Source organism: Micromonospora cathayae, assembly GCF_028993575.1.
GTDB classification, from domain to species: domain Bacteria; phylum Actinomycetota; class Actinomycetes; order Mycobacteriales; family Micromonosporaceae; genus Micromonospora; species Micromonospora cathayae.
In genome coordinates, this window is the sequence record NZ_CP118615.1 from 6,116,423 (window position 1) to 6,138,969 (window position 22,547).

General features: G+C 72.8%; 16 protein-coding genes and 1 pseudogene. 6 read left to right on the plus strand and 11 right to left on the minus strand.

The window, feature by feature from the left end:
• The first annotated feature begins 15 nt into the window (after positions 1-15).
• Positions 16-468 carry a YbhB/YbcL family Raf kinase inhibitor-like protein gene (locus PVK37_RS26945; RefSeq protein WP_275030621.1) on the plus strand — a complete coding sequence of 151 codons (453 nt, stop codon included), beginning with the start codon at positions 16-18 and terminating at the stop codon, positions 466-468.
• Between the two features lie 67 nt (positions 469-535).
• Here the strand turns inward: PVK37_RS26945 and PVK37_RS26950 are convergent, their stop codons facing one another.
• Complete coding sequence (locus PVK37_RS26950) at positions 536-1,423, minus strand: phosphatase PAP2 family protein (protein WP_275030622.1); 888 nt, start codon at positions 1,421-1,423, stop codon at positions 536-538.
• Between the two features lie 87 nt (positions 1,424-1,510).
• Between PVK37_RS26950 and PVK37_RS26955 the strand changes: the two genes are divergently transcribed.
• Positions 1,511-2,203: a DUF3159 domain-containing protein gene (locus tag PVK37_RS26955; RefSeq protein ID WP_275030623.1), complete on the plus strand. Its 693-nt coding sequence runs from the start codon at positions 1,511-1,513 to the stop codon at positions 2,201-2,203.
• Between the two features lie 389 nt (positions 2,204-2,592).
• On the opposite strand, the gene PVK37_RS26960 is transcribed toward PVK37_RS26955, so the two are convergent.
• Positions 2,593-5,490 carry a glycoside hydrolase family 48 protein gene (locus PVK37_RS26960; RefSeq protein WP_275035239.1) on the minus strand — a complete coding sequence of 966 codons (2,898 nt, stop codon included), beginning with the start codon at positions 5,488-5,490 and terminating at the stop codon, positions 2,593-2,595.
• 917 nt (positions 5,491-6,407) lie between these two features.
• On the opposite strand from PVK37_RS26960, the gene PVK37_RS26965 reads away from it, so the two are divergent.
• Positions 6,408-7,928: a GH1 family beta-glucosidase gene (locus PVK37_RS26965; RefSeq protein ID WP_275030624.1), complete on the plus strand. Its 1,521-nt coding sequence runs from the start codon at positions 6,408-6,410 to the stop codon at positions 7,926-7,928.
• Positions 7,929-8,027: 99 nt separating this feature from the next.
• Here PVK37_RS26965 and PVK37_RS26970 read toward each other — a convergent pair whose 3' ends face one another.
• From PVK37_RS26970 to PVK37_RS26980, 3 genes are all read right to left on the minus strand, one after another.
• A complete protein-coding gene (locus PVK37_RS26970; RefSeq protein WP_275030625.1) occupies positions 8,028-8,447 on the minus strand; it encodes a roadblock/LC7 domain-containing protein in 420 nt (139 codons plus the stop codon).
• Positions 8,447-11,242, minus strand: a complete 2,796-nt coding sequence (locus tag PVK37_RS26975) for a sensor histidine kinase (RefSeq protein ID WP_275030626.1) — start codon at positions 11,240-11,242, stop codon at positions 8,447-8,449. Before PVK37_RS26975 ends, PVK37_RS26970 begins: the two co-directional genes overlap by 1 nt.
• Before the next feature lie 195 nt (positions 11,243-11,437).
• Positions 11,438-12,769, minus strand: coding sequence for an FGGY family carbohydrate kinase (locus PVK37_RS26980; RefSeq protein ID WP_275030627.1), 1,332 nt, complete (start codon positions 12,767-12,769; stop codon positions 11,438-11,440).
• Positions 12,770-13,028: 259 nt separating this feature from the next.
• Between PVK37_RS26980 and PVK37_RS26985 the strand changes: the two are divergent.
• Positions 13,029-14,909 (plus strand): annotated as a pseudogene (locus PVK37_RS26985) (anthranilate synthase family protein); the annotation flags it as partial.
• Positions 14,910-15,119: 210 nt separating this feature from the next.
• On the opposite strand, the gene wrbA reads toward PVK37_RS26985, so the two are convergent.
• On the minus strand, positions 15,120-15,740 hold the full coding sequence (wrbA, locus tag PVK37_RS26990) for an NAD(P)H:quinone oxidoreductase (protein ID WP_275030629.1): 621 nt from the start codon (positions 15,738-15,740) through the stop codon (positions 15,120-15,122).
• Positions 15,741-15,837: 97 nt separating this feature from the next.
• On the opposite strand from wrbA, the gene PVK37_RS26995 reads away from it, so the two are divergent.
• Positions 15,838-16,326, plus strand: a complete 489-nt coding sequence (locus tag PVK37_RS26995) for a GNAT family N-acetyltransferase (protein ID WP_275030630.1) — start codon at positions 15,838-15,840, stop codon at positions 16,324-16,326.
• A 261-nt stretch (positions 16,327-16,587) separates the two neighbouring features.
• Here the strand turns inward: PVK37_RS26995 and PVK37_RS27000 are convergent, their stop codons facing one another.
• The gene (locus tag PVK37_RS27000; protein ID WP_275030631.1) at positions 16,588-16,977 is read right to left on the minus strand and encodes a DUF4190 domain-containing protein; all 390 of its coding nucleotides are present in this window, start codon (positions 16,975-16,977) and stop codon (positions 16,588-16,590) included.
• Between the two features lie 326 nt (positions 16,978-17,303).
• Here PVK37_RS27000 and PVK37_RS27005 point away from each other — a divergent pair, with 326 nt between their 5' ends.
• Complete coding sequence (locus PVK37_RS27005) at positions 17,304-18,083, plus strand: YsnF/AvaK domain-containing protein (RefSeq protein ID WP_275030632.1); 780 nt, start codon at positions 17,304-17,306, stop codon at positions 18,081-18,083.
• Positions 18,084-18,154: 71 nt separating this feature from the next.
• On the opposite strand, the gene PVK37_RS27010 is transcribed toward PVK37_RS27005, so the two are convergent.
• From PVK37_RS27010 to PVK37_RS27025, 4 genes are read right to left on the minus strand one after another with little or no spacing between them, the layout of a single operon-like run.
• Entirely contained in the window at positions 18,155-19,360 is a 1,206-nt protein-coding gene (locus tag PVK37_RS27010; RefSeq protein ID WP_275030633.1) for an ABC transporter ATP-binding protein, read from the minus strand.
• A gap of 10 nt (positions 19,361-19,370) precedes the next feature.
• Positions 19,371-20,204 carry a carbohydrate ABC transporter permease gene (locus tag PVK37_RS27015; protein ID WP_275030634.1) on the minus strand — a complete coding sequence of 278 codons (834 nt, stop codon included), beginning with the start codon at positions 20,202-20,204 and terminating at the stop codon, positions 19,371-19,373.
• Position 20,205: 1 nt separating this feature from the next.
• On the minus strand, positions 20,206-21,207 hold the full coding sequence (locus PVK37_RS27020; protein ID WP_275030635.1) for a carbohydrate ABC transporter permease: 1,002 nt from the start codon (positions 21,205-21,207) through the stop codon (positions 20,206-20,208).
• Positions 21,208-21,241: 34 nt separating this feature from the next.
• Positions 21,242-22,528 (minus strand): ABC transporter substrate-binding protein, encoded by a 1,287-nt coding sequence (locus PVK37_RS27025; protein WP_275030636.1) that lies wholly within the window; start codon positions 22,526-22,528, stop codon positions 21,242-21,244.
• Between the last annotated feature and the right edge of the window lie 19 nt (positions 22,529-22,547).

Here is a 22,547-nt window from a genome sequence, read left to right on the forward strand (position 1 = left end):
GGAGGGGGGTCGGTGATGGCCGGCATCGTGTTGCGGAGCACCGCGTTCAGCGACCACGACCTGTTGCCCGGGCGGTTCTCCCGGGCCGGCGGGAACGTCTCGCCGCCGTTGCAGTGGGCCGAGGTACCGGACTCGGCACGGGAACTGGTGCTGCTGGTGGAGGATCCGGACGCGGGACGGACGCCGTTCCTGCACTGGCTGGTCACCGGGATCGATCCGGCCTCGGGCGGCACCGACGAGGGCGCCGTCCCGGCGGGCGGCCGGGAGTGGCCCAACGACGCCGGCGGAACCGGCTGGTCCGGGCCGCATCCGCCGCAGGGCGAGGAGGCGCACCGGTACTTCTTCCGGCTGTTCGCGCTGGACCGGCCCCTGGATCTGCCGACCAGCCCGCACGCCCCGGACGTGCACCGTGCGCTGGCCGGCCACGAGATCGCCAGCGGCACCACGATCGGTACCTTCTACCGCTGACCGAACGGGACCGCCCGACCGGTCGCCGAGGTGGCATCCCGGCCGAACCGGCGCGGGTCGGCCGGGGTCAGCCCTTGACCCGGGGCACCAGCCGGTGCACCAGGGCGAGCAGCAGGGCCATCACCACGCCGATGGTGCCGACGATGCCGGCGGCGCTGCCGGCGTACCCGACGAACAGCGGCCGGCGGCCCAGCTCGCTGACCGCCAGTTTGGGTTGGCCGTCCAGCCAGGCCATCGCGGTCATCGAGACGACCAGCGCGGCCAGGCCGGTCAGCCCGAGCACCAGCGCCGCGGTCCGGTGCGCGTCGGCCGGTTCCACCTGGGCCTGCTCCCGTTGGGTGAGCAACAGCAGCAGACCACCGGCCGCCGCCCAGGCGCCGACCACCAGGAACGCGGCGACCGCGTCGCTGGGCCGGTGCCAACCGGCCGACAGGGTGGCCACCCCGTTGAGCGCGGCGTACCCGGCGCCGAGGAACGCGCCGAGCACCCGGACCTTGCGGGGCAGGACGAGCACCAGCGCCACCGCCACCGAGGCGGCCACGCAGGCATGCCCGCTGGGCAGGCTGTTGCCGACGGCGGCCCGCTCCGGGTCGATGCCGTAGTCCGGCCGGCCCAGCCCGTACTTGAGCAGTTGGGTGGTGACGTTCGCGCCGACGATCAGCGCGGTGGCGGTGACCGCCAGGGCGATGCGTCGACGCAGCAGCGCGATGAAACCGATCACCGCGATCGCGGCCAGCAGCGAGACCACGGACACCGCGTTGAGCACCTGGTTGACCGGGCCGTCGATGCGGTCCTGGCCGATCCGGTTGCCGGTCAACGCCACCGTGTCGAGCCACTGGCCGGTCTCGGTGTGCAGCGCGAGGCGCCACACCGCGAGCAGGGCCAACGTGTACATGACCGCGAGCAGCACCAGCCACACCGCGGTCCAACCCCTTGCCGTCGCTCGCACCCGCACACGGTAGCGCCACCTCCCGGTGGACCGGCGGCGGGTGGTCGGTGGTTCGGCGATAGGTTGGGGCGGACCGTCGAGGAGGAGGAGCCGGTGACCGGTGCACCACAGCGCGAACGGCCCTCCGCTCCCGACGCGCCGGGTCCGGAGTCCCTGGCGGACCTGCTCGGCGGGCGACGCGGCGCGGTCGACGCGACCCTTCCTCCGTTGGCGTTCGGCGTGGGTTGGCTGGCCGGCGGTGAGTCGCTCTGGGGTGGAGTGATCGCCGCCGTGCTGACCGGGGCGGCGGTCGCCGGGTGGCGACTGCACCGGGGCGACCGGCCCCGGTCGGTGCTGATCGGTCTGCTGGCGGTGTGCGTGGCCGCGCTGATCGCGTTGCGGACCGGCCGGGCCACCGACTTCTTCCTGCTCCAGGTGCTCGCGAACGCGGCCAGCGCGCTGGTCTGGGTGGTCAGCGTGGTGGTGCGCTGGCCGCTGCTGGGGGTGCTGGTGGGGGTGGCGCTGCGGCAGCGGGGCCGCTGGCGGCGGGACGGGGCGCTGCTGCGCGCGTACGGCCGGGGCAGTTGGGTCTGGGCGGCCAGTTACGCGCTGCGGGTGGCGGTGTTCGTGCCGCTGTACCTCGGCGGGCAGGTGGTGGCGCTGGTGGTGGCCCGGGTGGCGCTGACCTGGCCGCTGGTGGCGACGGCCCTCGGGGTGAGCTGGCTGGTGGTGCGCCGGTCCCTGCCGGCGGGGCATCCGGGGTTGCGCCACCCGGTCGTACCGTCCGACGCGGACCGGGAGGCGTGAGCCGACCCGGGAAGGTGGCCCCGGCCCGGAGCGGCATCGTTCCCGGCCCCGCGACGGTGCGCCGGCCCGGGAAACGTAAAGGGAGAGGCCGCCACGGGGGGAGCGGCCTCTCCACGAGTTACGTTACTCCGTCCCGGGCTTCCTGTCCCCCCGGGACGGACGGATTTTCGCTTGACAGCGGAAAACTCGATGTTTCGCCATGGGTGTGGTGGGCCACCGGCACTGCGCCGGCTGGCCGGCGGCCCACCACCGCCCGACCGTGGGAATCGGGCGCCCCAGACGGACCGGGCCGCAGGTCCCCGTCGGCCCGGTCCGAGCCCGGCGGACGTGACACGTCACCGGGGTGACCGGTCGGGTGGACGTGGACACGCCCACCCGACCGGATCGGATCAGCCGTTCGGGAACAGGCGACCGTAGTCGGCGTACGCCATGGCCACGTCGACCTGCGCCCAGAACCGGTGGTAGGTGAACGTCGGCTCGGGACCGCCGTCCAGGTAGGCCTGGACCTTGGGCCAGTCCGGGTCGTTCTTGTAGAAGGAGCGGATGTCGAGGAAGCTCTTGCCCGGGGCGATGGTGTCACCGTTGGCCATCTTGCCGGTCCACCCCTGCGGGATGTAGAGGCCCTGACCGGTGCTGGCGTTGTAGACGTCGTCGAACCGCTGGTAGTCGCCGCGGGTCTCCGGCCGCGCCACGCCCTTGGCGTCGCTGGCCGCGTACAGCGCGTCCAGCAGGCCCTTGGCGGTGGTCTTCGCCGCCGCGTTGCCCGACTTGGCCGCGTAGGCGATCAGGGTCCGGGCGAGCGCGCCGGTGACGCCGACGTCCTGCCCCTTGCCGATCACCTCGACGTGCAGGTTGGTGTTCGGCTGCGGGCTGGTCGGGTTCCAGTTGGCCGGCTGTCCGGTCCACTTCAGCTCGGACGGGACGGACCAGTTGGCGCCCAGGGTGGTGTTGGCGATGGCCCACGGCACCCACTTGTCCAGCAGCGCCTTGGCTCGGGTGTTGCCGGTCTCCTGGTACAGCTCGGCGATCCGCTGCATCGACCAGACCTGCATGCCGAACCACTGGTTCGACGGCGGGTCGTTGTAGACCGGGTCGACGTCGTAGAACATGCCGTAGAAGGTGGCGGTGCCGGCCGGCGGGGTGCCGTAGTTGCCGCCCCAGCTGTTGGTGGCACCACCGGCGATGCCGCCCTCGGCGGACTGGAGCCAGGTGTAGAACTCCAGCTGCCGCTCGAAGCTCTTGGTCCAGTCGGCGACCGCGGTCGGCGACTTGGGCTTGAGCTCGTTGACGCTGGTCAGCGCCCAGGCCGCGAACGGGTTCTGGTAGCCGAAGTGGCTGTGGCTGGAGCCGATCCGCCACGACCAGTTCTGGTTGGCCTCGTACGCGCCACCCCAGGCGTAGTACCAGGACATCAGGTAGTGCGCGGAGTCCTTGCCGGTGGCGGCCGGGCAGGCGGTGGCCCCGACGCAGTTACCGATCTTCTTGAAGTACTTGTCGAACATGGCGTACCGCAGGTAGTCGCCCATCTTGGCGGCCTTGGCCACGGTGGCCGCCACGTCGGCCTGCTTGTTCTGGGCCTTGGCCCAGGTCAGCGCCCAGTAGGCGGCCTGCACGGCACGGGCGTCGGCGTCCGGCGCGTTGGTGTACTTCCACTGCTTGGCCGGGGCGTTGGCCTCCTTGACGAACAGGTCGAGGAAGCCGTTGGTGCCGCCGTGCTTGAAGGTGTCGCAGGACGGCTGCGGGACGGTCTCCCAGACCGACTCCTGGGTGCCGCGCTGGAAGGTGTTGATGTACGCCGGCCGGGTGGTGCCGTCGCCGCAGCGGCCGTAGCCGTAGACGTTGTCCACGTCGAGCAGCCAGTGCATGCCGTAGATGTCACCGGTGCCGTAGGTGGACTGGAGTTCGCTGCGCAGCGGGTCCTGGCCGACCGGCACGTTCGCGTCGAGCTGCGACGGGTACTGGCTGGGCAGGTCGTGCTCGGCGGCGTACTGCGGGGTGCCGGGCGCGCCGGCGGTGGCCTGGTCGGCGTGCGACGGGATGATGTACTTCTCCATCACCGTCCAGGCGTTGTTGAACGGGGCCCAGTTCTGGGTGGCCCGGCCGTAGGCGGCCTCCAGCCAGAGCCAGTAGCTGAACGCCTCGCTGGTGGTCTCGTGCCCGTGGTCGGGGGCCTCGACGATCAGCGTCTCGATGGAGTGGTACGGCACGCCCTCGGGGCTGAAGTACCCCGAGTTCTTGATCTTGCCGTAGAGCTCCAGGAAGCGGGCGTTCCAGACGTTGTCCCCGCCCGGGGTGTCGTTGTCCAGCTCGGTGGCGGTGATCGCCAGCGGCGCGTACCCGGTGGCCGACGCGGTGATGGTGGCAGTGCCACCGGCGGTGTCGGCGTCCTCGGCCGCGCTGACCGTGACGTTGACGCCGGTGTTCCAGTTGGTCGGCGTCAGCGTGACCGAGGTCGGGGCGACGGTGATGTCGGTGTCCCCGGTACGGGTCAGCGTCACCGGCACGTTGGCCGACGGCAGGCCGCTGAGCTTGAGGTTGAACGCGGAGCTGCCGCCCTCGGCGACGCTCACCGCGGACGGGGTGGCGACCAGCACCGGCCCGCTGGACGCGGAGACGGTGAACGCCTTCTCGGCGGTGGCGGTCAGGTTGGCGTTGTCGTACGCCTTGGCCTGCACCGTGTAGCTACCGGCCGGCAGGTCCTCGAGGGTGTACGCGTACGGCGCGCTGGTGTCGGTGTTGACCAGCAGGCCGTTGCGGTAGAACTCGACCTTGGCGATGGTGCCGTCCGGGTCGCTGGCGGTGGCGGTCAGCGGCACGTCCGCCGGGGCCTCGAACGGGCCGGCCGGCACGGACAGCGCGACCGTCGGCGGCTGCTGCGGGTTGGTGGTGCCGCCGCAGGTCACGCCGTTGACCGAGAAGGAGGTCGGCTTGGTGTTGGTGCCGGTGTGGCTGCCGTTGAAGCCGATCGTGGTGGACCCGCCGGTCGGGAGGGAGCCGTTGTAGGACTCGTTGACGGCGGTGACCTCGGTGCCGGACTGGCTCCACCTCGCCGACCAGCCCTGGACGAGCCGCTGGCCGGACGGGAAGTTGAACTTCAACGTCCAGCCGTTGACCGCGTCGCCCAGGTTCTTGATGGTGACGTTGGCGGTGAACCCGTTGCTCCAGTCGCTGGTCGCGTAGACCACGTCGCAGGCCGGGGCGGCCTGCGCGACGCCGGCCGGCAGGGCGACCCCGCCGATGGCCAGCGTGGTGGCGGCGAGCATCGCCAGTCGGCGACGTCTTGCCAGATGTCTCATGTGCGCGGTGTCTCCTCGGACCGGGCCGGGGCCGGTGGGCCCGCGGCGGGCGCCTCCACGCGACACGGCGCGGGGGGTTGGAGGCGCGGTGATGGGGTCGGCCCGCCTCAGGCGGGCTGCGGGTGACGACGACGAGCTGATGCCCGTCGGCCCGCTCGGGTGTGCCGTCCGGTCAGCGACCGGCTGCCCTCGGCGACCCGCACTCACGCGATCTGGCTCCGCGGTAGTCGCAGTGTGTCATGGGAGCGCTCCCGTAACAAGAGCGGGCGTGAACGCTACATGTCGGGCGCGTGTCGTCGCAGGTCAGAGCCCCGGAATGTTTCGATCTCATTTTGGGTCTTTCACAAACCCGTGACGGGCGTTACAGTCGGCAGCATCATCGATGGGAGCGCTTCCATCGATGATGCTCACGCAGTACTCGTCCACTCCGGATCGTCCTCCCGGAACGATCCGGCACACAGCCCGGAGGGCTGACGGCGGGCCAGCCCGGACTCCGCCGCCAGCCAGATCCCATCCACTGTGAAGGGAGGTGGAACCAGAGCCACTCGCGTGGCCCGGCTCCCGCGCGGCACGTACGACAGGACGCCCATTCCGCTCGTACGTGCACATGCACCAGATGTGGGGACGGGGGTTGCCCTCCCCGTCCCCACACACTAGACCTACACCCACCACGGGAAAAGAGGCCGACGGGACTGGCGTAACGCGCCTCCCGGCCGGCCTCGTTCGCTATCGGCACCCGGATTCGGCCCGGCCGAGCCGCCGACGGCAGCCGTCCCAGCCCCACCCCACCCCGCCGCGACCAGCCCCCGGAGCTGTCCGGGCGCAACGCGGCCGGCTCACCCTGCCCTATGCTGGGAGCGCTCCCGGCCGCCTGGTGGCGGGCCCCGCATCCACGAGGAGAACGTCCTATGTCGATAGTCACCCGGCGGCGCCTGCACCACCGCGCCGCCTCCGCCGGCGCCGCCACCACCGCCGGAGCCGACCTGACCGCGACCCCGGTCGCCCCGGCGGGCCCGGGCACCGCCCCGGACACCGCCGACCCGGCGGATCCGGCCAGCGCCACGGTCGACGACGCCGACCCCGACCGGCACAGCGACACCGACGGACGACTCGGACTGCGCTTCCCGCCCGACTTCGGCTGGGGCGCGGCGACCTCGGCCTACCAGGTCGAGGGCGCGGCCAAGGACGACGGGCGCGGCGAGTCCGTCTGGGACACCTTCAGCCGTACCCCCGGGCGCACCCACGGCGGCGACACCGGCGACGTGGCCGCCGACCACTACCACCGCTACCCCACCGACCTCGACCTGATGCGCGACATCGGGCTGCGCAGCTACCGCTTCTCCATCGCCTGGCCCCGGGTGCAGCCCGACGGCAGCGGCGCGCCGAACCAGCGCGGCCTGGACTTCTACCGCCGCCTGGTCGACGGCCTGCACGACCGCGGCATCACCCCGATGGCCACCCTGTTCCACTGGGACCTGCCGCAGGCCCTCCAGGACACCGGCGGCTGGGAGAACCGGGACACCGCGTACCGTTTCGCCGACTACGCCCGCGCCGTCTTCGACGCCCTCGGCGCGCAGGTGCCCGTCTGGCTCACCGTCAACGAACCCAAGACCGTGGTCCAGAACGGCTACATCATCGGCCACCACGCCCCCGGCCGGCAGGACCCGGACGCGGCGTACCTGGTCGCCCACCACCTGCATCTCGCCCACGGTCTCGCCGTCGCCCAACTGCGCGACACCGGCAGCACCAGCCGGATCGGCCCCGCCCTCAACCTGCACCCGTGCTACCCGGCCGACGACTCCCCCGCCAGCGTCGCCGCGGCCCGCCTCTACGACGGGTACGAGAACCGCCTCTACCTCGACCCGGTCTTCACCGGCAGCTACCCGGCCGACGTGCTGGCAGACCTCGGCCCGGACAGCCGCCTCGCCCGGGGCATCCACGACGGCGACCTGGAGACCATCTCCGCCCCGGTGGACCTGCTCGCGGTGCAGTACTACACCCCGATCTACGTCACCGCCACCGGCGGCACCGAGCGGCGCTGGCCCACCTCGGTCGCCACCTGGCAGCAGATCTTCCCGGAGGGGATGTACGACATCCTCACCCGGGTCACCCGCGACTACGGCCCGGTGCCGATCACCGTCACCGAGAACGGGCTGCCCACCCCCGACGCCCTCGCCGCCGACGGCACGGTCGACGACGCCGGCCGGGTCGCCTTCCTCCGCGACCACCTGGCCGCCGCGCACCGGGCGATCGCCGCCGGCGTGCCCCTGGAGAGCTACCACGTCTGGTCGCTGCTGGACAACTTCGAGTGGGAGCAGGGCTACGACCAGCGCTGGGGCCTCATCTACGTGGACTACCCCACCCAGCGGCGGGTGCTCAAGAGCAGCGCGCACTGGTACCGCCGGGTGATCGCCGACAACGCGATCTGAACGGCACGGTCGCGAACGGGCCCGGCGGAACACCGACGGGCCCGCTTCCGACCCGGCCACGCCACCTCGGCGGCGTGGCCGTCGGTCGGCACCGCCGCCTCAGCGCGGCAGCGCCTGCTGCAACTCCGCCCGCAACGCGGGGGTCAGCATCTCGCCGGCCTGCTTCGCCAACCGGGCCATCTCGTACCCGACCACGCCGATGTCCGCGTCGCCCGCCGCCAGGGTCGCCAGGATCGAGCCGTCGCGGATCTGCATGACGAGGAAGTAGCCCCGCCCCATCTCCACCACCGTCTGCTTGACGATGTCGCCGTCGAACATCTGCGCCGCACCGGCGGTGATGCTCATCAGCCCGGAGGTCACCGCGGCCAGCTTGTCCGCGTGATCGCGCGGCAGGTGGTCGGAGATCGCCACCAGCAGCCCGTCGGACGAGACCACGATGGCGTGCGCGACACCCGGTACCCGCTCGGTGAACGCGCTGACCAGCCAGCTCAGGTCCCGCGCCTCTTGACTCAGCGTCATCAATGTTTGTCCCCTTCGCTGCGCACCCCGGTCGGTGGCACGGGCATTTCCCTGGTGTCATCCGACAGGGAGATCTCCCTGGTGTCGTCCTCCGCCTCGGCGCGGCGCACCCCCCGGTAGAGCCGGGACAGCATGCCTCCGACGGCCTCCGGGTCCGGGTCGTGCCGGGGCGACGGCGCGGCCGGTCGCGCCGACTGGGTCACCGCCGCCAACTGCGCCATCGGCACCCGCACCGGCAGCCCGCGCTCGTTCACGCCCCCGGTGACCGGAGTGGCCGGCGGCGTCGGCGCGGCCGGCACCGGACCGGCCGCCGACGGCGACGGGCCCTTCCGCGACCACCAGGTGCTGCCCGCCGCGGCCGGCGGTTCCCCGGACGCCGGGGCGAGCACGTCCTCGGCCCGCGTCGGCACCGGTCGCGGTCCACCCGGCCGCCGACCGGCCACCGGCAGTCCCAGCGCACCGCCGTCCGGGGCCGGCGGGCCCACCGCACCGCCCGGACCCGGCCGGACCGTGGCACCCGCCGGACCCGGCCGTCCGGCCGGGCCGGCACCGTTCGGCACGCTTCCCGGGGCGGCACCGTCCGGCACCCCCGCCGGACCGGCGGCGGTCGACGGACGGACCGCCGCGGTCGACGGCGGACCCACCGGGGCGGTCGGCGAACCAGCCGGAACGGTGGGCGGGCCGGCCGGCGAACCACCACCGGCGCGGCGGGCCACCTGGGCGGTGCCGGTGGCCCCACCCCGGGATGCCACCGCGGCCCGACCGGCGGCACCGGCCAGCGCGGCGGTCAACATCCGCCGCGACGCCGGGGCCCGCAGCTCCCGCTCCGGGGCCGCCGCCAGCAGCGCCGCCGGCAGGGTCACCCGGGCCACCACCCCGTCCTGCCCGCCGTGCAGCCGCACCTCGATCGCGTGCCGGGCCGCCAGGTGCCCCACCACGAACAGACCCATCCGCTCGGACGCCGCCACGTCGGCAGCCGGCGGGCTCGCCAGCAACCGGTTGGTCTGCTCCAGTGCCGCGGGGCTCATCCCCAACCCCTGGTCGGCGATCTCGATGACCGCGCCACCGTCGGCCGCCCGGGCCGTCACCCGCACCACCGTGTCCGGCCGGGAGAAGGCGGTGGCGTTCTCCAGCAGCTCGGCCAGCAGGTGCACCAGCTCACCCACCGCGTGCCCGACGACGTACAGGTCGGCCACCGAGTCGTGCCGTACCCGCTGGTACTGCTCGATCTCGGCGCCGGCGGCGAGCAGCACCGAGGACAGGCCGATCGGCCGGTTCCACCGGCGGCTGGACTCCGAACCGGACAGCACCAGCAGGCTCTCGTCGTTGCGGCGCATCCGGGCGGCGAGGTGGTCCAGCTTGAACAGGTTCTCCAGCTGGTCCGGGTCGCTCTCGTCCCGCTCCAGGTCGTCCAGCAGCTCCAGCTGCCGCTCGACCAGCACCTGGCTGCGCCGGGCCAGGTTGACGAACATCAGGTTGACGTTGCGGCGCATCGTCGCCTGCTCCACCGCGACGCTGACCGCACTGCGGTGCACCGCGACGAACGCCTCGGCCAGCTCGCCGATCTCGTCCAGCGACCGGACCACCGCCGGCGCGACCTCGATCTCCGGAACCCCGCCGGTCACCGTACGGAGCCGGTCCAGGGTGTCGGGGAGTTCGAGTTGCGCGATCCGCAACGCCTGCCCGCGCAGCAGCCGCATCGACCGGGCGATCGACCGGCCGATCAGCACCGAGATCAGCAACGCCACCAGCAGCACCGCGACGATGCCGCCGACCACCAGCAGGGTCTGCCGCAGCTGCGCGCCCCGCGCCTGGTCGGCCTGGGTGACCGCGTCGGCGAGCACCCCCGCCTCGACCTGCCGCAGCAACTCGTGCCGCTGCTCGCTGGCCGCCCACCACTGGGTCGCGGGCAGCACCGCCGGCTCGGCCCCGCCCACCGGCAGGCTCTGCTCCTCCAGTTTGGTCGCCGACACGAACGCCGGGTCCACCGTGGTCCGGTCGTAGCGGCGGATCTGGTCGGCGGTGGCCGCGATCCGGAACGCGCCCAGGGCGGTCAACTGCTGCGCCCGCAGGTCGGTCAGCAGGACCTGGTCCTCCACCCCGTACCGGCCGGTGCGGGCGGCCACGTAGAGCTGGGCCCGGATCCGGGACGACAACTCCTTCACCCGGGCCAGCTGCACGTACCGCAGCACCGCGTCACTGAGCGCCGGCGCGTCCGGACCCGGGGACGGCTCGGCCAGCAGGTTGAGCAGCTCGTCGATGAGCCGGTGGTAGTTGGTCAGCACCGCGTCGCTGCTCAACACCCCCGGCCCGACCGCCGAACGGATGTAGACGACCTGGTCGTACGCCTCCAGCACCTCCGAGTACGACACCCGCCAGGCGGCGTCCGAGTCGGCCAGCGGCTCGGCCGCCTGCCGCAGCCGCTGCATCGCCTCGTCGGTGGCGGTCTGCAACGGCTTCAGCGCCACCACCGGGTCGGTCCGGACCGTCTCCCCGGACCCGGTACGCAGCCCGGCCAGTTCCCCGGCGGACCGGTCCCGTTCCTGCTGGAGCTGGTGCACCGCGGCGGTGATCTCCCGGCCGATCGCGACCTGCTGGGCGAAGTCGTTGAGCACCCCCGCCTGACCGACCAGCCCCCGGGCCTGCACGCCGGCCAGCACCAGGAACGCCACCGACGGGATGATCAGGACAGCCGCCAGCTTGGTCCGCATCCGCCAGTCCCGCAGCCGGAACGGGGACCGTCGGCGGTGCGGCACCACCCGGACGTCGAGCCGGCGCCGACGGTGCCCGGACACCGCGCCCCCCGATGGGTCCGGACCGGTCCCCACACACGCCTCCCAGGTGTCTCGCGTCCGCCGCGAGACCGGGGAGCGGAGTCCATCCAACCAGGCCAGAACATACTGTCAACGGGTCCGGCTGACGAGACGCTCAGGGGTGCGTTCCTCCTACCGGACCGGTGACCATCGATCAGCCGTCCGGCCGATGCCGGGTCACGCCCCCGCCCCGGCGGTCCTACCCAGCGCGACGAGCGCGGCACCCGTCGCACCGATCTCCGGGTTCGGCTGGTGCCGGACCGACCGGGGGGCCAGCGCCGCGGCGAACGCCCCCCGCCACCAGGCCGACGCGGTCACCGCTCCCCCACCGAGCACCACCTCCACCGGATGCGCCACGGTCGACTCGATCACGGCGAGATCGTCGGCCACCCGGGCGCAGACCCCGGCCATCAGCCCGGCCAGGATCTCCACCGCGGAGGTGGACAGGCTCAGCCCGTCCAGCCGTCCCGACCCGGCGGGCGCGCGGCCCGGCGGACGGTCCCCACCGAACCGGGGATCGGCCGGCACCCCGCCGTCCGGCGGCACCTCGGCCAGCGCGGCGTCCAGCTCCGCGCCCGACGGCAGCCGCAGCTCCCGGTTGGCCCAGGCGAACAGGTTGCCCCCGGAGGAGTACGCCGCTCCGGTCACCACGTGGTCGTGGTCGACCCGGTACCGCCACAGCCGCTGCGGCAGCGGCGGCAGCGGCGCGCCCGCCGGGGCCGGCTGGAGCAGCCGTACCGCCGAGGAGGTGCCGACGGTCACCGCGGCCCGGCGGGCGTCGACGCACCCCGAGCCGACGTTGGAGGCCGCGCCGTCGCCGATCGGGGCGGTCCACGCCGCCCCGGCCAGCCCCGGCCAGCGGCGGGCGAACTCCGGCAGCAGCCGGCCCCGCCAGTCGGGCGGGGCCAGCGCCGGCAGTTCCCCGGCCCGTACCCCGGCCAGCTCGCACGCCTCGGCGTCCCAGTCCAGGGTGCGCAGGTCGAGCAGGCCGGTACCGGACGCCTGGGACACCGACATCGGGACCGTGCCGAGCAGCGCGCCCAGCACGTACTCGGCCAGCCCGACGAACCGGGCCGCCGGCACCCGCGCCCGCAGCCAGGGTAGCCGCGCCGACCAGTAGCAGCGGTGCCACCAGGTGCCGGTGCGCTGGTGGAAGGCGTCCGGGTCGGCCGGGCCGGGATGGTCGTCGGACGGCTCGGGCCGGGTGTCCAGCCAGGTCAGCACCGGACCGAGCGGGGTACCGGCGGCGTCGACCGGCAGCACCGAGTGCCACTGGGCCGAGATGGCCACCAGCGTCACGTCCCGCAGGTGCCCGGCGGCGGCCAGCTCGTCCAGGCACTCGACGAGGCAGGCCAGGTAGCCGGGGCCGTCCAGGGTGCCGGCCCCGTCGTCACCGACCGCCAGCCGCATCTTGCGCCGGGCCAGGGCGCCGGGCAGCGGCACGGTCCGCTCGTCCAGCACCAGCCCACGCACCGACGAGGTGCCCAGGTCGAGAGCGAGAATCTTCATCGCCGGTCACCGTACCCGGCCGTCGGCGTGATCAAGCCCCGCACCGGGTCCCGCGTACCGGACGGTGCCTTCCGCGCTCCCCGGCCGGTGGGTAGGCTGCCGGTATGCCCACGCGCCCGTGCTTCTGGTGGCCCGCCGACCCGGCGGACCCCCTGCGCGTGTAGCTTCCCTGACGCGGCCGCCCATCGAGGCGGCCACCGGTCCCCGTACCGGCCGTGGACGCCCACCCGGCGGCCCTCGGCCCGAGGAGACCGCACCGATGACCGACCTGACCGCCCTGACCGCCGTGGTGTCCGCCGGCGGTGATCCCGGCCCGTTCGTGCTGCTGCGCCGCGAGGGCGCCGACCACCTGGAACTGTTCACCGGCCCGGTACGCCCGGTCGACCGGCTCGCCGACGTCCCGCTGCCGGCCGACGGTCCGGGTCCCCGCACGCTCGCCGTGGTGCCGTACCGGCAGGTGACCGAGCGCGGGTTCGCCTGCGTGGACGACGGGATGCCGCTGGAGTGCCTGGAGATCACCGGTCAGGGCCGGACCGGGCTGGCCGAGGCGTTACGGGTCCTGCCCGACACGTCGGTGGTGACCACCGGGGCGGCGTTCGACCTCGACGACGACGCGTACGCCGGAATCGTCGAACGGGTGCTGCGCGAGGAGATCGGCCGCGGCGCGGGCGCGAACTTCGTCATCCACCGCACCCTGCGGGCCCGGGTGCAGGGGTCGCCGCTGGCGGCGGCGCTGGCCGCGTTGCGCCGGCTGCTGGTCGCCGAGCGGGGCGCGTACTGGACGTTCTGCGTGCACACCGGCACCCGGACGCTGGTCGGGGCGAGCCCGGAACGGCACGTCAGCGTCGAGGACGGGCTGGTGATGATGAACCCGATCAGCGGTACGTTCCGGCACCCCGGCGGGCCCGCCGACCGGGACGCGCTGCTGCGGTTCCTGACCGACCCCAAGGAGATCGACGAGCTGTACATGGTGCTCGACGAGGAGCTGAAGATGATGGCCACCGTCGCCACCGCCGGCGGGCAGGTGGTCGGGCCGTACCTGAAGGAGATGTCCCAGCTCGCGCACACCGAGTACCTGCTGGCCGGGCGGAGCACCCGGGACGTCCGGGAGGTGCTGCGGGAGACGATGTTCGCGCCGACCGTCACCGGCAGCCCGATGGAGAACGCCTGCCGGGTCATCGCCCGGCACGAGCGCACCGGCCGCCGCTACTACGCCGGGGTGCTGGCGCTGCTGGGCCGGGACGCGGCGGGCCGGCAGACCCTGGACGCGCCGATCCTGATCCGCACCGCCGAGTTCACCCCCGACGGGGAGCTGCGGGTGCCGGTCGGGGCGACCCTGGTCCGGCACTCCACCACGGCCGGGGAGGTGGCCGAGACGCACGCCAAGGCCGCCGGGGTGCTCGCCGCGCTCGGGCTGCGCCCGGACGCGCCGCCGCCCGGCCCGGGGCCGGTGACCCGGCTCGCCGACGACCCGGACGTCCGCGCCGCGCTGGCCGCGCGCAACGACGGGCTGGCCCGGTTCTGGCTCGACCAGCGCCCGCCGGTACCGGCCGGCCCGCCCCGGCACCGGGCGCTGATCGTCGACGGGGAGGACACCTTCACCGGCATGCTCGCCCACCAGCTCGGCGCGCTGGGCCTGGGCGTGGACGTCCGGCCGTGGCACCGGCCCGGCCCGGTCGACCGGTACGACCTGGTGGTGGTCGGTCCCGGGCCCGGCGATCCGCGGGCCACCGACGACGCCAAGATGGTGGCCCTGCGCGGCCTGCTGCGGACCCTGCTGGCCGAGGGGCGACCGACGCTGGCGGTCTGTCTCGGTCACCAGCTCCTGGCCGGGCTGCTCGGGCTGCGGCTGCACCGACGGGACGCCCCGTACCAGGGGCTGCAACGGGACGTGCCGCTGTTCGGGGCCGTCCGGCGGGTCGGGTTCTACTCGACGTTCACCGCGTTGGCCGACACCGACGTCCTGGACAGCCGGTACGGCCCGGTGGAGGTGGCCCGCGACGGCGGGGACGCGACGGTGCACGCGCTGCGCGGGCCGGGTTTCGCCGGGGTGCAGTTCCACCCGGAGTCGGTGCTCAGCCGGGACGGGACGACGGTCCTGGCCGACCTGCTCGGGCACCTGCTGCCGGCGGCGGCCCGACCGGCGGATCCGACGGACCGGCCGGCCCACCAGGCAGCGGCGGCAGCGGCACAGCCGGCGGCAGCAGCGGCAGCGGGGCAGCCGGCGGCGGCCCGGGCGGAACGCCCGGCGACGGGTGCGCATACTTCCCCGGATCGGGGGTAGTGCAGCGGGCGACCGGTGGTCCGGACGGGTCGAGAGCCCCCGCCCGCACCACCGGTCACCCGTTCGTCACGCGGGGGCCGGGGCGCGCCGCAGCCGGCTGGCGAGCTGCACCGCCCGCTTGGCGGTCAGCGCGGTCGCGGCCAGCGCGACGTGGTCCGGGGCGATCTCCCCGTTGTTGCTGGTGTGCGAGGCGCCGTAGGGGTTACCGGCGACGAACTGGCTGGGGTCGGTGTAACCGGGGGTCACCACGATGCCACCCCAGTGATAGAAGACGGTGTACAGCGACAGCAGGGTGGCCTCCTGACCGCCGTGCGCGGTCGCCGTCGAGCAGAAGGCGGTGTAGACCTTGTCGGCCAGCGCGCCCTGCGCCCACAGTGGCCCGCTGCTGTCGATGAACTGCTTGAGCTGGGCGGAGATCATCCCGTACCGGGTGGGCGAACCCATGATGACCACGTCCGCCCAGGACAGGTCGTCCAGTTCCACCTCCGGGACGTCCTGGGTCTCCAGCACGTGCGCGTGCCAGCCGGAGTTGGACCGGATCGCCTCCTCGGGGGCCAGTTCGCGTACCTTGCGCAGCCGCACCTCCGCCCCGGCCTCCCCGGCGGCCTCGCAGGCGGCCTGCGCCATCTGGTAGGTGATGCCGGTCGCGCTGTAGTAGATCACCGCGACCTTGGTCCGATCGTCCATCGGCTGTTCCCCTCCCTTGATCGGTCAACTCAGGCGACTACCCGATGCTTGCGTCGGCAAACATCGGCGGGCTCCGGCCTCTGGCATGCTCGACGCCATGTTGATCAGAGACGCCGTAGCCGGGGACTGGGCGCGCATCTGGCCCTTCCTCCGCGGGATCGTCGCGGCCGGGGACACCTACACCTGGCCCCGGGACGTCGACGAGGAGCAGGCCAGAGGGCTGTGGCTGCCGCCGGCACCGGCCCGTACCGTCGTCGCGGTCGACCCGGACGGCACCGTGCTCGGTTCGGCGAAGCTGCTGCCCAACCAGGCCGGTCCGGGCGCGCACGTCGCCAACGCCAGCTTCATGGTCGCCCCGGCCGCCGCCGGGCGGGGCGTCGGCCGGGCCCTCGGGGCGCACGTGCTCGACCTGGCCCGCGCCGAGGGCTACCGGGCCATGCAGTTCAACGCGGTGGTGGAGACCAACACCCGGGCGGTCGGGCTGTGGCGGTCGCTCGGTTTCGAGGTCGTCGGACGGATCCCGGAGGGCTTCCGGCTCCCCGACGGCCGGTACGTCGACCTGCTGGTGATGTACCGGCGGCTCTGAGCACCGCCGGCCACGGATCGACAGCTTTGACCAGCATCGATGGATTTGTGCTCAAGTTTTCCGCAAGTTCCATCCCGCACGGCCACCGCCCCGCCGTCCCGGCGCGATGCTGCTCTCAGCGGCACCAGGTGGGGGTAAGCCACCGCCGACGAACCTGAACGGGGGATCGCGCTCCGCCGGCTGTCCCGCCGCCGGAGCGCGATCAGGGGGCAGAGCGGGCCGGAAGCCCGGCCGGCCGCCGGACCCGGTGGCCGTGGCGCGTCAGCTGTTCAGCTTGTCACGCAGGTCGGAGACCCGCCGTTCGAGCCGGTTCACCGCGTCCTCGTTGTTGACGAAGGTGCTGATCCCGGCGGCCAACGCCAGGCCGAGCAGCACGGCCAGGATGCTCAGCACCAGCCCGCCGATCGCCACCCCACGTCCGGTCACCCCGGGTCGGGCGGCCATCCGCAGCCCGACCACGGCCAGCACGATGCCGATGATGCCGAGCACCAGGCCGACCGAGGCCAGGATCGCGGTCAACACGCTGAGCAGGGCGGCCACCCCGAAGACCAGACCGAACGCGGCGGCGGCGCTGGTCTTGGCGGTGGCGGGTCGGGCGTGCAGCGGGTGGTCCGGTGACGCGGTGGAACCGGATCGCTTCGACGTGGTCATGGCGGTCCTCTCTCGGCTATCCACGGGTCTCTCGGCGGTCGGCATCCCCGTTGCGTCGGCACCCATGCCTCGCGGACGCCGCACCCCGGCCCGGCCGCCTCCGTCCGGGCCGGTACGCCGCAGGCCGACCGGGCCGTGCCGGTACGCCGCAGGCCGACCGGGCCGTGCCGGTACCACGCAGGCCGGACGGTGGGCACGGCGCGGAGCCCGCGTTCGGGCCGGGCGGGCCGGAACCGGGCGGCCCGCCGTCATCCGGCGGGCCCGGTGGGTGTGTGCCCCGGCCGGCCGGGTACCCGGGCCGTTGACACGCGGAAGGAGGACGACCAGTGAATCTCACCGAACAGCAGATCCGTTCGCTGTACGGCCAGGACGTCCAGGACCGGTCGGGTGCCCGGATCGGCAGCGTGGGCCAGGTGTGGGCCGACGCCGCCGGGGAGCCGACCTGGGTGAGCGTGAAGACGGGCGTGATGGGCCACCACGAGTCGATGGCACCGCTCACCACCGCCCGGATGCAGGAGGGCCGGCTGACGATGCCGTACGACAAGGCGACCGTCAAGAGCGCGCCCACCATCGACGCCGGCACCGACGAGCCGCTCGGCGCGGACCAGATCACCCAGCTGTACGCGCACTACGGCATGTCGCAGCAGCCGACGCCGAAGCCCGGCCCGCCGCCCGGTGGCCCGCGTCCGGGGCCGCGTCCCGGCCAGCAGGAGCGGCGTACCCCGCAGGACCAGCAGGAACTGGTGCGCTCCGAGGAGCGGCTGCGGGTCGGCACGCAGAGCGAGCCGGCGGGCACCGCCCGACTGCGCAAGTACGTGGTCACCGAGGACGTGCACACCACCGTGCCGGTCGAGCACGACGAGGTACGGGTGGAGCGTTCGCCCGTCACCTCCGCCGACGCCGGCGACGTCCGCCCGGACATCGGCGAGGCGGAGCGGGAGCTGACGCTGCGGCGTGAGCGTCCGGTGGTGCGCAAGGACCAGGTGCCGGTCGAGCGGGTCCGGCTGGCCCGCGACGAGGTGGTCGAGGACCAGCCCGTCGACGAGCGGGTCCGCCGGGAGCGGATCGACGCCGACGTGCCGGAGCCGAGCCGCCGCCGCGCCTGAGCCGACGGCGACACACCGAAGGGCACCCTGTCCACGCCCCGTGCGTGGGCAGGGTGCCCCTGCGGTCGCCCTCAGTCGGCCAGCGCGCCGGCCGCCCGGCCCTCGTGCAGGGTGAGGTTGCGCCCGTTCGACGGGTCGAACAGGTGGATCTTCTCCAGGTTGAACCAGACCCGCCGGTTCTCCCCCTCGGCCACGGTCGACTCGGCGGAGAGCCGGGTCACCAGGTTGCCGCCCGCCCCGGCGAAGTCCGCGCCGGTGTCGGCGGCCAGTTCCTCCAGCTCGGCGGCGCTGGCCCGCTCCCCCTCCACGGTGAAGTAGACGTACTTGTCCGATCCCATCGACTCGACGATGTCGACCGGCGCCTCGAACTCCATGCCCCGTCGGCGGGTGTCGTCGTCGACCAGTTCGGCGTCCTCGAAGTGCTCCGGCCGGATGCCGAGGATCAGTTCCCGGGGCGCGTCGCCGGCCTCCAGTTCGCGGCGCAGCCGGTCGCCGAGCGGCACGTCACCCAGGGCGGTCCGCAGGGTTCCGCCCTCGACGGCGGCGTGCAGGAAGTTCATCGACGGCGAGCCGATGAACCCGGCCACGAACAGGTTGCGCGGGTGGTCGTACAGCTCCTGCGGCGGGCCGACCTGCTGGATCGCGCCACCCCGCATGATCACCACCCGGTCGCCGAGGGTCATCGCCTCGGTCTGGTCGTGGGTGACGTAGACGGTGGTGGTGCCGAGCTGCTTCTGCAGGCGGGACACCACGGTACGCATCTGCACCCGCAGCTTGGCGTCCAGGTTGGACAGCGGCTCGTCCATCAGGAACGCCTTCGGCTGCCGGACGATGGCCCGTCCCATCGCCACCCTCTGCCGCTGACCGCCGGAGAGGTTGGCCGGTTTGCGGTCCAGCAGCGCGGTCAGCTCCAGAACCTTCGCCGCGTCGTCGACCTTCTTGTCGATGGTCGCCTTGTCCAGCTTCGCCAGCCGCAGCGGGAACGCCATGTTCTCCCGGACGGTCATGTTCGGGTACAGCGCGTACGACTGGAACACCATCGCGATGTCCCGGTCCCGGGGTGCCTTGTCGTTGACCCGCTGGCCGCCGATGCGCAGCTCACCGGAGCTGATGTCCTCCAGGCCGGCGATCATGTTGAGGGTGGTGGACTTCCCGCACCCGGACGGGCCGACCAGGATGACGAACTCGCCGTCGGCGATCTCCAGGTCGACCTCGGAGACGGCCACGGTGCCGTCGGGGAACTTCTTGCTCACCTTGTCGAGCACGATGTCTGCCACGAGAGTTCACCTATCCCTTGACGGCGCCGGAGGTCAGCCCGGACACGATGCGGCGCTGGAAGAAGAGGACGAAGAGGATGATCGGAATGGTGATCATCACGGCGGCGGCGCAGATCGCCCCGGTGGGGTCCTCGAACTGCGACTCGCCGGTGAAGAACGACAACGCGACCGGCACCGTGCGGGACCGCTCGGTGGAGGTCAGCGAGATGGCGAAGAGGAAGTCGTTCCAGCAGAAGATGAAGACCAGGATCGCCGTGGTGAACAGCCCCGGCGCGGCCAGCGGGGCGATGACCCGCCGGAACGCCTGGCCCTGGGTCGCGCCGTCCATCTTCGCCGCCTTCTCCAGGTCCCACGGGATCTGCTTGAAGAACGCCGACAGCGTGTAGATCGCGAGCGGCAGCGCGAACGTGATGTACGGCAGGATCAGCCCCGGCCAGGTGTCGAAGATGCCGAGCTGTCGCTCGATCTCGAACAGCGGCGACACCAGGGACACCTGCGGGAACATCGCGATCAGCAGGGAGACCCCGACCAGCAGCTTCTTGCCCGGGAAGTCCAGCCGGGAGATCGCGTACGCGGCCATCGCGCCGAGAACCACCGCGATGAACGTGGCGATCAGGGCGATCCCGATCGAGTTGACCAGGGCCCGGACGAACTGGTCGGTCTGGAAGATCGTCCGGTAGTTCTCCAGGGTCCACTCCCGGGGGATGAACTTCCCGTCGGTGAGCGTGGCCGGGGTCTTCAGCGACAGCGAGACGATCCACAGCACCGGGATCAGCGCGAAGACGACCACGATGACGTCCAGCAGGCCCCAGCGCAGCTTCGCGCGGGTGGTGGTTTCGGCCATCTCAGCGCCTCTCCCCATCGTCGCTGCCCGGGGCAGCGGTACCGAACAGCTTCACGAAGACGAAGGCGATGAGCGCCACGGTGAGGAAGATCAGCACCGACATCGTCGACCCGATGCCGAGGTTCAGGCCCCGGATCAGGTTGTTGTAGGCGAGCATCGACACCGACGACGTCTCGTTGCCCCCGGCGGTCAGCACGTAGATGTTGTCGAACACCCGGAACGCGTCCAGGGTGCGGAACAGCAGCGCCACCAGGATCGCCGGCTTCATCACCGGCAGCATCACCTTGGTGAACCGCTGCCAGGCGGTCGCCCCGTCGGTGGAGGCCGCCTTCAGCAGGTCCTCCGGCACCAGGGCCAGCCCGGCCATCAGCAGCAGCGCCATGAACGGGGTGGTCTTCCAGATCTCGGCGAGCATGATGATCGCCAGCGAGCTGGCCCGCTCGGTCAGCGGGGCCCCGTCGCTGAACAGGTTCGCCAGGTAGCCGGTGCCGGGCGTCCAGGCGTACCGCCAGGAGAACGCGGCGACCACCGTGACGATCCCGTACGGGATCAGCGCGGCGGTGCGGACGATGCCGCGACCGACCAGCGTCCGGTGCATGATGATCGCCAGTCCCATGCCGAGCACCAGCTCGACGGCGACCGTGACCACCGTGATCAGCATGGTCACCCCGAACGCCGTCCACCAGAACTCGTTGGTCAGCACGGTGGCGTAGTTCTCCAGGCCGACGAACTGCCGCTCGTCGGGGAACCGCAGGTCGAACCGCTGCAACGACAGCCAGACCGAGTAGATGATCGGGTACGCGGTCACCGCCAGCATGACCAGCGCGGCCGGCGCGCAGAGCAGCCAACCGAGCTTCCGTTCGGCCTTCTTGTTCTCGCTGAGCGGGGCCTTGCGCCCGCTCGGCCGGGACCGCTGGGCGGGCACCCCGGTCCGCCGGTCGTTCGCCTGCCCGGTCTGTTCGGCGGCGACGTCCGCCCCGGTGGGCGTGGCGTTGACGCTCATGCGGTCACCTCCCGGTTCCGGCCGGTGCGCTCGGTCACGGCAGGACCCCCTTCGACTCGAGGGCGTCGGAGATCGCCCCACGCAGTTCCTCCGCGGTCCGCTCCGGGTCGATGCCCGACGGCGGGGAGAGGATCGCCGACATCACCGTCGAGATGCTCTGGTACGCCGGGGTGAGCGGCCGGGTCGACGGCTCCTTCAGCTCCTCGAGGATCGTCTCCTTCATCGGGTACGCCTCGGTCATCTCCGGGTCGCCGTAGATCGCCTCGATGGTCGGCGGCACCCCGTCGTTGATCGCGGAGAACTTCTGGTTCTTCTCGTTGCGGATGCACTTCGCCGCGTCGAAGGACTCCTGCGGGTACTTCGAGTAGCTGCTGACCGCCATGTTGACCCCGCCGATGGTCGCCCGGCTCGGGGTGTCCGCGTCGACCGCCGGGTACCGGGCCCACTTGACCTGCTTGGCCAGCTCCGGGTCGGCCTCCTGCAGGGCCGGGTAGACGAACGGCCAGTTGACCTGGAAGGCGCCGTTGCCGGACTGGAACTCCAGCCGGACCGGATCCTCGGTGGCGTTGCTGAACGACGGGGAGACCACCCCGGACGTCGCCAGCCGCTTGAGCTGGTCGAGCGCCCGGACCGCGCCGTCGTCGACGGTGGCCTTCTCGCCGTCGGAGCTGACCAGCTCGCCGCCGGCGCTGGCGACCATCGCGTTGTACAGGACGACCAGGCCCTCGTACTGCGCGCCCATGGTGAGCACCTGGTGCGGCTTGCCCTGGTCCTTCAGCGCGCGGGCCTGCTCGATCATCTCGTCCCAGGTCACCGGCGGCTCGGGCACCAGGTCGGCGCGGTACCACAGCAGCTGCACGTTGGTGTTCTTCGGCGCGGCGTAGAGCTTGTCCTGGTAGCGGGCGGTCTCCAGCGGGCCCTCCAGGGTGCCCTGCTCGACCTCGGCGGCGTCCTCGCCGGTCCACTCCCGGATCCAGTCGGCGCTGGCGAACTCCTGGGTCCAGGTCACGTCCAGGCCGAGCACGTCCATGCCGGTGTCCTGCGCGGCGAGCCGACGGACCATCTGCACCCGCTGCTCGTCGGCCTGCCGGGGCAGCACCCGGTAGGCGATCCGGTACCGCCCCTGCGCCTGGGCGTTGCAGTCGTCGACCACCTTCTGCAGGTTCTGCTCCGGCGGGTAGTACAGGTTGATCGTCGGCGGTCCGTCGTCCCCACCCGAACTACACGCGGCGGTCGGTGCCAGCAGCGTCAACGCGGCAGCCACCGCCACCGCGCGGGCCCGTGGCCGACGCCGGACGCCGGCACCGTCTGGCTCGCTCATCGCCCCTCCCCTCTCCTAC